The organism is Burkholderia sp. YIM B11467, from assembly GCF_052952715.1.
In genome coordinates this window covers 1-12,872 of sequence record NZ_JBQVSQ010000026.1, presented here as the reverse complement: position 1 = coordinate 12,872, position 12,872 = coordinate 1, and the positions used below count along the sequence as shown (strand labels likewise).

At 59.4% G+C, this 12,872-nt stretch carries 13 protein-coding genes and 1 pseudogene; 9 read left to right on the top strand and 5 right to left on the bottom strand.

Features of this window, described 5'->3' with window-relative positions:
• A pseudogene (locus tag ACTRWB_RS37950) lies at positions 1–137 on the top strand (class A beta-lactamase); the annotation flags it as partial.
• A gap of 468 nt (positions 138–605) precedes the next feature.
• On the opposite strand, the gene ACTRWB_RS37945 reads toward ACTRWB_RS37950, so the two are convergent.
• Positions 606–806, bottom strand: a complete 201-nt coding sequence (locus tag ACTRWB_RS37945) for a hypothetical protein (RefSeq protein WP_129515489.1) — start codon at positions 804–806, stop codon at positions 606–608.
• 694 nt (positions 807–1,500) lie between these two features.
• Between ACTRWB_RS37945 and ACTRWB_RS37940 the strand changes: the two genes are divergently transcribed.
• Genes ACTRWB_RS37940 through ACTRWB_RS37910 form a run of 7 tightly spaced genes read left to right on the top strand, consistent with a single transcriptional unit; the run spans position 1,501 to position 8,469 of the window.
• Positions 1,501–2,046, top strand: coding sequence for a TagK domain-containing protein (locus tag ACTRWB_RS37940; RefSeq protein WP_419688949.1), 546 nt, complete (start codon positions 1,501–1,503; stop codon positions 2,044–2,046).
• A gap of 21 nt (positions 2,047–2,067) precedes the next feature.
• Positions 2,068–4,830, top strand: coding sequence for a type VI secretion system Vgr family protein (locus tag ACTRWB_RS37935; protein WP_446904903.1), 2,763 nt, complete (start codon positions 2,068–2,070; stop codon positions 4,828–4,830).
• Positions 4,831–4,871: 41 nt separating this feature from the next.
• Complete coding sequence (locus ACTRWB_RS37930; protein ID WP_446904902.1) at positions 4,872–6,305, top strand: N-acetylmuramidase family protein; 1,434 nt, start codon at positions 4,872–4,874, stop codon at positions 6,303–6,305.
• Positions 6,292–6,966: a hypothetical protein gene (locus tag ACTRWB_RS37925; protein WP_446904901.1), complete on the top strand. Its 675-nt coding sequence runs from the start codon at positions 6,292–6,294 to the stop codon at positions 6,964–6,966. Before ACTRWB_RS37930 ends, ACTRWB_RS37925 begins: the two co-directional genes overlap by 14 nt.
• Positions 6,963–7,214 carry a PAAR domain-containing protein gene (locus tag ACTRWB_RS37920; protein ID WP_446904900.1) on the top strand — a complete coding sequence of 84 codons (252 nt, stop codon included), beginning with the start codon at positions 6,963–6,965 and terminating at the stop codon, positions 7,212–7,214. Before ACTRWB_RS37925 ends, ACTRWB_RS37920 begins: the two co-directional genes overlap by 4 nt.
• The gene (locus tag ACTRWB_RS37915) at positions 7,211–7,807 is read left to right on the top strand and encodes a hypothetical protein (RefSeq protein WP_446904899.1); all 597 of its coding nucleotides are present in this window, start codon (positions 7,211–7,213) and stop codon (positions 7,805–7,807) included. Before ACTRWB_RS37920 ends, ACTRWB_RS37915 begins: the two co-directional genes overlap by 4 nt.
• Complete coding sequence (locus tag ACTRWB_RS37910) at positions 7,804–8,469, top strand: hypothetical protein (RefSeq protein ID WP_446904898.1); 666 nt, start codon at positions 7,804–7,806, stop codon at positions 8,467–8,469. The genes ACTRWB_RS37915 and ACTRWB_RS37910 overlap by 4 nt, the downstream gene beginning before the upstream one ends.
• 455 nt (positions 8,470–8,924) lie before the next feature.
• Here ACTRWB_RS37910 and ACTRWB_RS37905 read toward each other — a convergent pair whose 3' ends face one another.
• Positions 8,925–9,293, bottom strand: a complete 369-nt coding sequence (locus ACTRWB_RS37905; protein WP_446904897.1) for an antibiotic biosynthesis monooxygenase family protein — start codon at positions 9,291–9,293, stop codon at positions 8,925–8,927.
• Positions 9,294–9,327: 34 nt separating this feature from the next.
• Positions 9,328–9,774, bottom strand: a complete 447-nt coding sequence (locus ACTRWB_RS37900) for a MarR family winged helix-turn-helix transcriptional regulator (RefSeq protein WP_129515480.1) — start codon at positions 9,772–9,774, stop codon at positions 9,328–9,330.
• A 303-nt stretch (positions 9,775–10,077) separates the two neighbouring features.
• On the opposite strand from ACTRWB_RS37900, the gene ACTRWB_RS37895 reads away from it, so the two are divergent.
• Positions 10,078–10,467, top strand: coding sequence for a hypothetical protein (locus tag ACTRWB_RS37895; RefSeq protein WP_446904896.1), 390 nt, complete (start codon positions 10,078–10,080; stop codon positions 10,465–10,467).
• A gap of 166 nt (positions 10,468–10,633) precedes the next feature.
• On the opposite strand, the gene ACTRWB_RS37890 is transcribed toward ACTRWB_RS37895, so the two are convergent.
• Both ACTRWB_RS37890 and ACTRWB_RS37885 read right to left on the bottom strand, forming a co-directional pair.
• The gene (locus ACTRWB_RS37890; protein WP_446904895.1) at positions 10,634–12,010 is read right to left on the bottom strand and encodes an ATP-binding protein; all 1,377 of its coding nucleotides are present in this window, start codon (positions 12,008–12,010) and stop codon (positions 10,634–10,636) included.
• Positions 12,007–12,669, bottom strand: coding sequence for a response regulator (locus ACTRWB_RS37885; RefSeq protein WP_193100025.1), 663 nt, complete (start codon positions 12,667–12,669; stop codon positions 12,007–12,009). The genes ACTRWB_RS37890 and ACTRWB_RS37885 overlap by 4 nt, the downstream gene beginning before the upstream one ends.
• Between the last annotated feature and the right edge of the window lie 203 nt (positions 12,670–12,872).

Below are 12,872 nucleotides of genomic sequence, written 5' to 3'. Positions count from 1 at the left end.
ACGCGGGCGTCGTGTGGCCGCCGTCGCGTGCGCCGATCGTGCTGACCGTGTATTACACGCAGACGCGTGCCGATGCGCGGGCGAAGGAGGACGTGATCGCGGCGGCCACACGCATCGCGGTCGCGACGTTCGGTTGAGCCGAGCGGTGCGGCGTGCGTGACGGGATCCGCCAGCACGCCGTGCCGCAGTCGTGACCTGCGCGGCCAAACGTTGTGCGATCAACGACTTAGGTCGCGCATGCTCAGGATATCCACATGCTTGCCAACAAAAATTGTGGACAAGCCGGCGCGCGGCCGCGTTCGGCGCGCCGCGGGCCGCCGTGCCGCGTTTGAAGCGGCGCGGACAAAGTCTTTCGGATCAAGCGCTTGGCTGCGGTATGCGCAAGCTATCCACATGCTTGCCAACAAAGTCTGTGGACAAGCCGGTCGGCCGGCCCGTCACGCGACGAGACGGGCTGCGAACGGCGATTTACCGGTCGCGTGCCGCATTCGAAGCGGCGCGGACAAAGTCTTTCGGATCAAGCGCTTGGCTGCGGTATGCGCAAGCTATCCACATGCTTGCCAACAAAATCTGTGGACAAGCTCGCCGGTCCGCCGGCGCGGCATTCAGCCTTGCCGATCGTCGACGGTGGGCCAGCGCGCGAACGCGAACACCCACAACATCACGAAGTTCAGGATGGGGACGAACATCGTCAGGATCCACCAGCCCGAATGCCCGGTGCGCCGGACGATGCGGACATACGGATAGACGACGACGGCGACGAGCACGAGCGAGACGAGCAACTGCCACGCGGTGAAGTGTTCCATGGCCTTCCTCGGAGTGATGTGTCGTGGTGCGGCGCCGGCGGAACGGCCGGCACGGTGTGCCGACGCGCGAAGCCGACGATGCGCGGCCGCGTGCGGCTCGCGTGATCTTGACGCTTGGCATGCACGGGCGTCAAGGCGCGGGCGGTGCGTTGCCGTGGCGCCGGATCGTCCGGTTTCGTGCATGTTCGAGCCGATCGTTGCCGCATGGGTGACGCGAAGCCTGAACCATTGGCCGATCAACGAGTTAGCGCACGCTTGCGCAGGATATCCACAAGCTTGCCAACAAAATCTGTGGACAAATCGCCCTTCGCACCGGCACCCAGGCTGGCGCATCGAAGCGCACCGTGACGGCGAGGCCGTGGCCGCTCGTACATAACAGATCACGTTATTGACAATTGACAAAGTTGTCTATTAATACGCGCGGAACGTGCATCTTACGGGCGATACCCAAGTAACGGGGTGCGGCCAGATTCCTTTATGAATCAAGAACTCCGAAGTATATGTGGAGTAGTAACAGATCTGGTCCTGTCCATAAGTGGCTGGCGATGACGGAGTTAGAAGCGCCGCGTGTTTTCACGCGTCATGCAAGTTTCCTGTTCGATAACATCTATCGACGACTTTGGAACTTGTCCAATAGACGGGCGGAAGGGAATCCAATAAAAAATGAGAATCCTCCGAAACTTGTCTCAAAGAAATGAACGACGACGATGACCAGCAGAATCTGCACGACAACAACGCCGTGTTCGATCTGATCGGTTCACCTTTGGCATACGACAGAAGTGGGTTTCAGGCCGAAGGTGGCAGCGTCCCATCAGCCGTGGGCGATCTCATTGATTCGCTGCAGCGACAGTATTGGCAGGCGCTCATCGATCCGTCGGTGGTGCTCGCGATAGACGTTTGGCCGTCGCGCGAAGAGGCAAGCGATTTGATGCCGCCACAGGCTGCCGAACCGGAGCCGGTGCAGAGCGACACTGGTTCGATGGAAGCGTGGCTCGGCGGCAGGATGAACGTCGATGCGGCCTTTGATCCGTTGGGGCCGGACGAGAACCTCGATCTCATTTCAGACAAGCCAGTGCCGGAAATCCTGCGCTTGTTCGCGCCGCCCGAATACCACGCGGCCGAGGCACGCCGTTCGCCAGATCTGCTGCCGCCGCTCACGTGTCGTGAACACCACGTGCTTAGCGTCGACAGCCCGATGTCGATGCCGTTCCGGCCGCCGGCTTACGGTGACCCGTCCTGAATCATTCGTTCTCCATTCGCCATGTTCAATCCGCAGCAATCCCGCACGCTTGCCGTTTCCGGCGAGGCGCTGCCTTCCTGGGGCGGCAGGCCTGTCCTCGTGCCTTCTCGTGTGACCGGCACCGAGAAGTTTGGCAGGCTGTACAGGTACACGCTGGAACTGATCACCGCCGATGATCCGACGTTGCCCGTTTACGAGGCACAGGTGCTGGTGCAGCCCGACAAACTGGTTGGCACCGAAATTGCCGTCTCGTTCGAATTTGACGGCAAGGGAGAGTTCATCGCGGGACTGCCCGGCGGCAGCGGCCTGGGCAACGTCGGCGCGGGCACGCGCACGATCATCGGCCTGATCACCGCCGTGCACGGCACCGGCGCGAACGACCGCCATGCGTTCTACCAGTTCACCGTGCGTCCGTGGCTGTGGTTGGCCACGCGCAACCGCGAGAACCGGATTTTCCAGAACCAGAGCGTAGTCGAGATCACCGAAACGGTCCTGACGGACCGGCGCTATCCGTTCACGTTTGAGTTGAGGTTGGCTGCACCTGGCCTGCGTGGCGTCTATCCGAAGCGTGATTACGTGCGGCAGTTCTGGGAGAGCGATTACGACTTCCTCACGCGGCTGTGGCGCGAATGGGGCCTGTATTTCTTCATGGAAGGCGCCACGCTGGTGCTGTGCGACTCGCCGGGTTCTCACCAGCCGCACGGCAACATGTACGACACGATTACCTGGCATGCGCCGGACGGTGCGCGCATCGACGAGGAACACATTCACACGCTGAAAGTCTCCCGTGCGCTGACGGCGGGCGTGGTGAGCCTCACGGATTACGATTCGACGCAGTCTCTTGCCGATCTGCGTGTGACGAAAGATGACGGCCGTGACGAACCGTTCGCCAATGCCGAGCACTATGGCTGGGGCAACTATTCGCAGCCGTTGGCGGGCACGGGAGGGCTGGCGGGCACGCCGAACGAATGGCAGGGCGAGGGCGGACATCTCGCGCGCGTGCAGGTTGATGCGCTGCGTTGCCGCCGCCTGCGGGTGAAAGGCCGCGGCAACCTGCGGGGACTGGCGACCGGCCATACGTTCCATCTCAAAGGGCATCCCGACCGGCAGGTCAACGCCGAGTATCTGGTAATTGCGACCACGCTTGATATCCGCAACGTGGATGAGACCAGTCAGCCAGCGGGCGGCCAAGCGCGCTATCGGTGCGTGACGGATTTCGTGCTGCAACCGGCCAATGTGTTCTTTCGCAACCGGCCAAGAGAAAAACCACGATGTGGCCCGGAGACGGCGATTGTGGCTGGCCCGGAAAAACAGGCGATGTGGGTGGATGGCTACGCGCGGGTGAAGGTGCAGTTCATTTGGGATCGCCACGGCAAACGCAACGAGAATTCGAGTTGCTGGGTGCGGGTGGCCTCGCCGTGGCAGGGCAGCGGATTCGGGACCATTTACCTGCCGCGCATCGGGCAGGAGGTGGAGGTCAGCTATCACGAAGGAAATCCGGACAGACCGTATGTGTCGTCGCGGATGGTGAATCAGTTCAACCAACCGCCGTGGGTGCTGCCGGACAATCAGGCGCTGTCAGGCATACGCTCGCGCGATCTGGAAGGTATGCAGGCGAACCAGATCGTAACGGATGACACGCCGGGCAAATTGCAGGTGCAAGTGTCGAGCGACCATGCGCAGTCGCGCCTGGTGCTCGGCTACAACACGCGTATCGACGGCAACGCGGGACGCAAGGAAGCGCGCGGCATCGGCTGGGAACTGGCAACCGATGCGTGGGGCGTGCTGCGCGCCAATCGCGGCATGCTGATAACGACCGAGACGCGCGCGGGGGCGACGGCACCCGTCAAGGAGATGGGTGAGACGGTGCAGCGTCTTACACAGGCTCGCCAGCAGCATGAGGATCTGTCGCAACTTGCGCAGCGCCACCGCGCCCAGGATTCGGACGTGAGACAGAGCGATGCAACGGCAGTAATGAAGGCGCAAAACGACGCGCTGCGCGGCAGCGCTGGCACAGACGACAACCGGTTCCCCGAAATGACTCGGGCCGATCTGGCGATCGCGAGCGCGGCGGGCTTCGCCGTGACGGCAACCGAAAGTGTCCACTTGGTGAGCGAGCGGGATCATGCCGTAACCGCCGGTCGGGATATCAGCATTTCGGGCGGCCGTTCTCTGATTGCGGCGGTGCGTGGTGCCGTCTCGTTGTTTGCGGCGCAGTTCGGCATCCGATTGTTCGCGGGGAAAGGGAAAGTCGAAATTCAAGCGCAGGGCGATGCGATGGCGCTGGCCGCGCTAAAGGATCTAACCATTACGAGCACGGACGGAAAGATCATTCTCAGTGCATCAAAGGAAATCTGGATTGGTGCGGGCGGCTCGTATATCCAGATCAACGGTAGCGGCATCATCAACGGCTCGCCGGGACCAATTCTCGAAAAGACGCCGAAATGGGGGAAGCCGGCTGCGTCGTTCATGCGCTGCCCGTTACCGGTCATGCCCGTTGCGCCGTTGGAGCAGAATCCCGCGGAGCTTTACACGCAGAAGTTTGATGTCAGTACGGTTGTTGAGAACCTGGGGGATGGACTGACCGTGGCGAACCAACCCTATCGTATCTATTTGCCGGACGGCACGCTCAAACAACAAGGCATGTTGACCGATGGCGCAACGCTGACCGTCAGCACGGCGGAGCCAACGACGGTCAGATGCGAGATTGGGGCCGGAGATTGGTGCGTCACCGAAGACGCTTACGACCACCACGAACTTGAAGATGGTTCAGAACAGGCTTGAGATCAGCCCGTTCTTTTAAAGTGATTTGTCAAAGGTAACAGATGACGCAACCGAATCATTCGTCTCATAAGCCTCAACCGGCGCCTCGTAAGGCGATGTCATCGCCTTATGTCGAAGTAACTTTCGTGTTCAGGGATACCTTGCAAAAGCCGATCGAAGGGCTGTCCGTGCAAATCAAGGCTGGTACAGGCGCACCGTTAGCCCCTGCATGGAAACTTGGAGCAGGCAGCGATGATCCGCCAGTTGCAGTTCCAGCGACGTCACGGGAATCCGCTTCTGCTCCCAGCGGTGCATCAGTTCCGGCAGAGACTTCAATGCCATCAATGATGAATAACCAGATGGAAGCAGTGACGGACACGGATGGCTACGCGATGACAATCCAGAACGCCGTACGTAACCAGCCGATCGATGTTCTAGTGAAGAATCGGCGTGGGGAACACGTGTTGAAGGCGACCGTGATGCCGAAAAAGGATATCAGCGCCTTCACAATTGTAAGTCCCGAGTATCACCTCGAAGCAACTACGAGGTTGACGCCAAAGGAGGCGCTGGAGCAGAACCTTGATTTACCTGTTGTACAGCAGGGCGAGATCATGACCATAGAACGTCTGGTTCGCGAATTTGGACCGTACATTGGTTGGTCGCAGAAAGTCACTGAGCAAGGGCGAGTGAAGAAGGATTTTCCAACTCGCAAGAAGGAAGTGGTTGAGGACAAGAAAACTCATAAAAAGAAAACAAAAGAAACAATTGAACATCACTATAAGGTCGTTGATACGCAGAAACCAACAACTGTTGCATTTAATGTATTGGGCTCTCGACTTAATTATCCAAAAACAACTGATATTTCTGAGTTGAAATTTAGGGAAATTGCGGGCGAGTTGAAAGTTGAGGTGGCTGCGTTGAAAGCGGTGGCGGCGACGGAATCATCTGGTGCTCCATTTTGTCAAAATGGATTGCCAAAAATTCGATATGAACGGCACTATTTTTTTCGAGCGATACAAGATGAGTCGCATTGGGAGGATCGAAATCTATCCAATATGATTAATTTATTTCCTCAGTTTCCAGATCTTTGTTTGCCGAAAGCGGGTGGCTATTCAATCGGTAAGAAAAAAGAGGGTGATGGCGGATGGGGGCATGAGGATGGCGATGTGATGTATCAGTACGAGCGACTGACTAGAGCTGCGGACTTAAACCTACCTGCTTCAATTATGGCGTGTTCCTGGGGGGTATTCCAAGTCATGGGTTTTTTCTACTATCGAATGGGATATTCAAGTCCAATGGAGCTGGCAAACAAAGCGATGATTGGTGTCGATGAGCAGTTCGAGATATTTGTGGCTTATATGACAAAGGTCAGTGTCGGGGCCTTGAGTGCTCTTCAAAAAAAGAACTGGGAGAAATTTGCAAGGAATTATAACGGGGCGGGATATCCCTCGGTCTACCCGGCGCGGATGGAGAAATATTACAATGAATTCAAATAAACTTCTTCGTCTCCTTTGCGCTGTTGTGGGGTCTTTGCATCTGCACTGGGCAATTGCAGGGGAGATATCCCTATACGATGAGTCCCGGTTTGTTACTTTTTCAGATGGAGGGAGACTATACGGATATTATTCGGCTCATAATGAACAATTTTATTGTAGATTTTTATTTTATACAAAAAAATCCGTTCGCGTTTTGGGTGGGGGTTTTCCAATAGAAACATTTGATCTCGATCATCGTGATCAGAGGTACAAATATGCTCGAATTGACCCTGCGTATTCTATTCGTGGCTTTTTGTCAAAAAAAAGTAAAACTATCACGATAAGCACCGAAAAGCCGCGTGCTGGATGTCAGAGTGCGGCAGGATTTTTTCCGAGTGATGGCGGTCTTCCGTATACGGAGGTTGGGAGAATTTATGGTGTGGGAATTGGCGTTTTAAATAACAGATCGTCTATTTATAGAAATTTTGATTTGATCGATAGGGTTGGCTATCTTTTTCCTGGTGATGTGGTTGTCGTGATTAAGCGAAAAGGTGAATATTCGTACATTCGTTATGTTAACCCGGATATGTTAATCGAAGATGACGATAAGAGGCACATCAAGACCGGCTGGATCCGTTCCGCTGACCTCGTGAATCCATTTCTGTCAACGAGCAAACCATGATTGATCTTATCCGTCTCGGCGATGAGACAGACCACTGCGGCAAGGTTGTAAGTGCCTCGCCAACCATGAGCTATGGCGATATCGCGGTCGCTCGCAAAGGTGATCGGATCACCTGCCCGCAGCATCCTGAAGTGCGCCCGAATGTGATCGAGGAAGGCGATGAAGAGATCACCGACGAAGGTGTTCCGGTTGCGCGTGCCGGTCATCGAGGCACATGCGGCTGCCACCTGATTTCGAGCGTGCGATGATGACTGAATCCGCGCAGTTTATTCCGTCGAGTTTCACATCCACCAGGGTATGGGTATTGCAGGAGGACGTAACCCGGAACCTGGTCGTTCAGCGTAAGGAACCGGACACTAACGCGGTGAGTGGTTTTCTGTCCTATTTCGATGCGCTGCTGGAAGCCCTGTTCTTGAAAAATGCGAGTGGTCTCCGGTGCATGCCGGTTCCCGCTTCGCGGTTCGATACCCAGCCGTTCCGGTCGGGAAATGACTATGCCATCGCGCTGCACATGGGCTTTGCGGCCAGCCAGAAACGGCTGATCCTGAACCGGGATAACCAGTTGTCTCGCATCACGATGACGGTGCGATGGGCTAGTGACCGTGACGGACTGGAACTGCCGGCGTATGCGGTTGCGGAATTTGCCAGGGTGTACGAGGCCGCCGGGATATTTGCGTGGCGTGAGATGTTCTGCGACACGGACTGGAGCCAGGAAAAACTGGACCGCGTGACCGCCCAAATGGAATTGCCGGTCATACCGTGGAGAAAGGTCCGCGCCGATCAGTGTGCGCTGTTCAATTCGGAGTCCGGCCAGTGGCATTTTGTATCACTAAAGGTATGAATTACGAATGGAATGGGAAGCAGTATGAAGTCGGGTACTTTTTCATGGACCCGATTACGTATGTGGTGACGGTGGAAATTGAACCGGGACAGTTTGAATGCGTCACAGAGGCATTGGGGAATGGCCGTGTCCTGGTATGTTTTCTGTCGCTGGCTGATGCGCATATCGAAGGGATGCTCCGAGCCAAGCCGGGATTGCAGTATCACGTAATGGAGGCTCGTAGCCTCCCGCCCCGATTGTTCTTGAATTCCGAGGGCGGACTATTCGCAATGCTGCACTTGGCGTGGGGCGTGGCTGAAGGTCGGATGATCTTGTGTGAGGATGGCGCGCCCAGAAGGTTCGGAGGGCCGTTGACGAAACCGATCGGCGATCATGGGCCGATCACGTTCAATGTGAACGCGACCGCACTCGGTACGCTGGATCGAATTTACGAGCAGGCCGGGCTGTTTGCTTGGCGTGACACTTGCGAATGGATGCGGACGACGTGGAACCTGTCCAGGTTACAGACGATGGCGAGACGGGCGATCAGGTTGGCGCCGGCGGTAGCTTGGCCGAATGGTATGGGCGAGACCGACGCGGCGCTGTTTGATGTGGAATTCGGTCAATGGCATGTTGTCTCGCGAGAGGTGGCCGAGGACATGCCGATGGACGATGGGGCGTAGGGTGGCATTTGCACATCGGGAATGCCAGAGATCACATGGTGTGATTTTTAAGCTACATTGCGGCAGTGCCAATTGCAGTTCGTCATGCCTCGCACCGTCTTCGAAACCTGTGGTGCACGGTGACCGCATCACGCGTGCCAAAGTCCATTGAATCATGGGCTTAGCGACACGGTGCGCAGGATATCCACAAGCTTGCCAACAAAATCTGTGGGTAAGTCGAGCGGCGCATGACCGACACGCTTTCTCTGGCCACGACATGCATCGCCGTGGCGTCGTGATGCGAACTGAGGCGAAGCGGCGCAAACGATGGCCATCGCACGTGCCGCGTCTGCATCACGCGTGCCAAAGTCCATCGGATCAAGGGTTTAGCGCTGCGGTGCGCAGGATATCCACAAGCTTGCCAACATTTTCTGTGGAGAAGTCCGGGTTTGCATTTGAGCTCACGCGGTGCAAATTCACGCGGTGCAAATTCCGGCCACGCCGACTTTCTGGAACAGGTGAGGGCTGACGACGGCCGACGACGGATAGGCCGACAGTTTTGCGACGAACTCGGGATGCGTGAACGCCGCGCGAAACGCGTCGGTCGATTCCCAGATCGCATAGTTCAGGTAAGTCGGGCTGTCGCCGAGCGCACGATGCAGCTGGGTCGAGATGAATCCCGGCTGCCGCTTCATGAATTCGGCGTCGTTCTTCCACGTAGCCAGAAAGTCCGCTTCGTCCGCGGGCGCAAGCGTGAACACGTTGACGAGGACGACGGGCTCCGCGGCGATGCCGAGCTGCTGCTGGATCGGAAAGTTCGGATCCATCGGTTTGAACTGGGACATGAGAACTCCTGTGGGGCGTGGGTCGATCGAGCGATCACGCGTGGCCTTCCTGGCCATGCGCGCGGGACATTGCCGACAGGACGCGAAGCGCCGCATCCAGGTCAGCGGAACTGAACTCGCCGGCGATGTCGTGAACGTGCTGTTGCCATTGCTCGACCACCGCCTGATAGGCCGCATCGCCGCGCGGCGTCAGCGCATACAGCGGCGACCGCTTGTGCGACGGGTTGGGCAGCGACCGGACCAGCCCTTCATCGACCAGCACGTTGATCTGTTTCAGCACGGCTTGCCGTGTGATCCCCATTGCGTCGGCAATCTGCGGGATGTTCGGGGCTTCCGGCGCCATCGAGATGGCGCCCAGCACCTGCCAGCGCGCACTGGTCAAGCCGTGCGGCCCGGCAAAGGTGTTGCCCCATTCGATCAGCAGGCCGTTCAAGCGGAATACGGACAACGCGACGGCGGTCAACTTCGCGGATTTCGTCATACTCGATATCGGTGAGGAATTGACAACTACTTTACGTAATAGACAACTGGTTGTCAAATCCAGGATGCGTGTCGTGGATCGAGGCCGGATAGGTAAACTTGTGCCGCGATCCGGCACCGATGGCATTGATGGCATCGGTTGCAGCGGATTGCCGACCGACAACAAGGAACCTGGAGAGCATCAGTGAGAACGATCCGGAAGACGATCGCCGTTCTGTCGCTTGTGTCCGCATGCAGTCCGTTCGCGCGTGCCTGTCAGCCGCCCGACTATCGGACCGCGTATTTCGGCGACGCGGAACAGCACATGAGCGACGCGCTCCGCGACAAGGTAGTCGACGACATCCGTGCCAATCACTACACGATCATCGAACTTCGCATCGGCTTGCTGTTCTACCCGATCGTCAGGAAAGGCGACACGATCTACCTCGGCCACCAGCCGATCGCCACCCGGAACGATTCGTTCTGGTACCTCGGGCACGGCTATTACCAGTTGAACGGCCAGCTCTATTACCTGGGCGAACATGTCGGCGCCTATCCGCTCGGTGGCACCGTCGTCGTTCATGTGGAGGATCGGACCCGCCCCAGGCCGGACGATTATCCGCAGGGCCTCATGTACTGCAGGGTGGAGCGGCACGCGAGCATTCTCGAAACCTCGACCGGCCTGCGGGTCGAGCGGATCGTCGAAGACAATTGAGTCGAGGTCATCGCGGCGGCGCGCATGCGTGCATTTGCAGCGGCATGGCGCATTTGCCGCGCACGGACGACAAACCCTTTCCGATCAATGGCTTGATGCCGTTAATGGAAGGTTGTCCACAAGCTTGCCAACATAATCTGTGGAAAAGCGGCGTGGCACGCGTGCATCAGACAGGTGCAGGAAAGCGCACCGTGACAGTCAGCCCGCGCCCGCCGCGCGTGGTGCCGAGCGCGACCGTCGCGCGATGCTGTTCGGCGATCCGCTTGACGATCGACAGCCCGAGCCCGCTGCCCGACGACGTGACGGCCTGCGCACCCTCGCCGCGATAGAAGCGCTCCCACACGTCCGTGCGTTCGGCCTCCGGGATCCCGGGGCCGTCGTCGGCGACCTCGAGCACGGGCGTCGTGCCGTCGATGCGGGCGGACACGTCGACGCGCGCGCCATCGCCCGCATAGCGGATCGCGTTGTCGACGAGATTGTTCAGCAGCACGCGCAGCGTGTCGGGATTGCCCGCGGTCATCACGGGCGACGCGACGATCGCGCCGAGATCGATCCGGTGCGCATCGGCGACACGCGCGCGGTCCGCGACCACCGACCGGCACAGCGCGGCGAGATCGATGGGCGCAGACGCGGACGCGGCCGCTTGCGCATCGGGTTCGAGACGCGCGAGCGTCAGCAACTGTTCGGCGAGGTGGCCGAGGCGCGTCGTGCCCGCGTGGATCTGCGCGAGGATGCGCTCGCGCTCGTCGGCGCTTGTCGCGCGCCGCAGCAATTGCGACTGGATCGACAGCCCCATGATCGGCGTGCGCAACTCGTGCGCGGCATCGGCGATGAAGTGCCGCTGCAGCGTGAACGAACGATCGAGCCGCGCGAGCAGGTCGTTGATCGCTTCGGCAAGCGGCCGGACCTCGTTCGGCATCGACGCGACATCGACCGGTTCGAGATTGTTCGCATTCCTGCGTTTCAGGCCGGACGCGATCGTGCGCAGCGGCCGCAGCCCCGCGCCGATGCCGAACCACAGGCCGATCGCCAGCACCGGCAGCATCGAGAACACGGGCCACAGCAGGTGCACGGCGATGCCCGCGATCGCTTCCCAGCGCGCATGGCGTGCCTGCGCGAGGCGGATCGTCGTGCCGCCGCGCTCGGTCACATAGGTGCGCCACGGCTGGCCGCCGACGTCGATGCTCGCGATGCCTTTCTGCTCGGGTGGCGGCAGCTTCGATTCGCGATCGGTCGAATAGACGAGCGTGCCGTTGCGCCAGACCTGCAGCAGCACCGCATCGGGATCGCTGGCCTCGAAGCCGTGCTTGCCTTTGGCGTCGTTGCTGAACGACAGCTCGCCGTTCGGGCCGACGACGATCTGCTTCGACATGCTGCGCATCTGGTCGTCGAGCAGGTCGTCGAGTTCGCGCAGCGCGCCCCAGTAGGTGCCCGCGCTTGCGACCAGGCCGATCACGCACGCGGCCGGCAGCAACCACATCAAGAGGCGCCGCCGCAGCGACGCGCTGCGCCAGCGCGCGATCGCGCGTTGCACGCCGGTCATGCGCCGTCACCGATCCGGTAGCCGACGCCGCGCACCGTGCGGATCATGTCGTGGCCGAGTTTCTTGCGCAGGTTGTGGATATGCACCTGCACCGCGTTGCTCTCGATTTCCTCGCCCCAGCTGTACAGCCGCTCCTCGAACTGCTCGCGCGAAATCACCGCACCGGGTTCGCGCATCAGCTCGTGCAGCAGCACGAACTCCTTCGGTGACAGCGGTACTTCGTCGTCGCCGAGCCACACGAGGTGCTTGACGGGATCGAGCCGCAGCGGGCCGATCGAAAGTGTGGTCTGCGCGCGCCCCGCATGGCGGCGGTTGACCGCGCGGATCCGCGCGAGCAGTTCGTCGAGCTCGAACGGCTTGACGAGATAGTCGTCCGCGCCGCTGTCGAGGCCCGCGATGCGATCCGGCACGCCGTCGCGCGCGGTGATGATGATCGCGGGCAGGGTTTCGTCGCGGCGACGCAGCGCGGCGAGCACCGACAGGCCGTCGCGGTTCGGCAGCCCGAGATCGAGCAGCAGCAGGCCGTAGCCGGTCGAGCGCAGCGCGAGCGACGCGGCGTCGCCGTCCTTCACCCAGTCGACCGCGAAGCCTTCCTGTTTGAGGCCCTGTTCGAGCCCGCTGCCGATCAGCGGATCGTCCTCGACGAGCAGTACACGCATGGATTCCTGTCTCTTCAGCAGGGCGCCGTGGCACCCGGGGTTTTAGGGTCTGTTTACATAGGGAACGTGCATGCGAATGCCCGAAATCGCTCGTAGGGCAAGGAGCGAGAAGCGCCGTTTGGCCGAGCCAAACAAGCGACGAGCGACGCCGCCATACGGGCGATTTCGGGCATTCCCGTGGCATGAATTTTTAATTTGGGGTT

What these genes read in the sequence shown, in the direction of transcription:
- ACTRWB_RS37920 (WP_446904900.1), top strand. Translation starts at nt 6,963, where the DNA reads ATGATTGATCTTATCCGTCTCGGCGATGAGACAGACCACTGCGGCAAG.
- ACTRWB_RS37935 (WP_446904903.1), top strand. Translation starts at nt 2,068, where the DNA reads ATGTTCAATCCGCAGCAATCCCGCACGCTTGCCGTTTCCGGCGAGGCG.
- ACTRWB_RS37910 (WP_446904898.1), top strand. Translation starts at nt 7,804, where the DNA reads ATGAATTACGAATGGAATGGGAAGCAGTATGAAGTCGGGTACTTTTTC.
- ACTRWB_RS37940 (WP_419688949.1), top strand. Translation starts at nt 1,501, where the DNA reads ATGAACGACGACGATGACCAGCAGAATCTGCACGACAACAACGCCGTG.
- ACTRWB_RS37905 (WP_446904897.1), bottom strand. Translation starts at nt 9,293, where the DNA reads ATGTCCCAGTTCAAACCGATGGATCCGAACTTTCCGATCCAGCAGCAG.
- ACTRWB_RS37890 (WP_446904895.1), bottom strand. Translation starts at nt 12,010, where the DNA reads ATGACCGGCGTGCAACGCGCGATCGCGCGCTGGCGCAGCGCGTCGCTG.
- ACTRWB_RS37930 (WP_446904902.1), top strand. Translation starts at nt 4,872, where the DNA reads ATGACGCAACCGAATCATTCGTCTCATAAGCCTCAACCGGCGCCTCGT.
- ACTRWB_RS37885 (WP_193100025.1), bottom strand. Translation starts at nt 12,669, where the DNA reads ATGCGTGTACTGCTCGTCGAGGACGATCCGCTGATCGGCAGCGGGCTC.
- ACTRWB_RS37925 (WP_446904901.1), top strand. Translation starts at nt 6,292, where the DNA reads ATGAATTCAAATAAACTTCTTCGTCTCCTTTGCGCTGTTGTGGGGTCT.
- ACTRWB_RS37900 (WP_129515480.1), bottom strand. Translation starts at nt 9,774, where the DNA reads ATGACGAAATCCGCGAAGTTGACCGCCGTCGCGTTGTCCGTATTCCGC.
- ACTRWB_RS37895 (WP_446904896.1), top strand. Translation starts at nt 10,078, where the DNA reads ATGAGCGACGCGCTCCGCGACAAGGTAGTCGACGACATCCGTGCCAAT.
- ACTRWB_RS37915 (WP_446904899.1), top strand. Translation starts at nt 7,211, where the DNA reads ATGATGACTGAATCCGCGCAGTTTATTCCGTCGAGTTTCACATCCACC.
- ACTRWB_RS37945 (WP_129515489.1), bottom strand. Translation starts at nt 806, where the DNA reads ATGGAACACTTCACCGCGTGGCAGTTGCTCGTCTCGCTCGTGCTCGTC.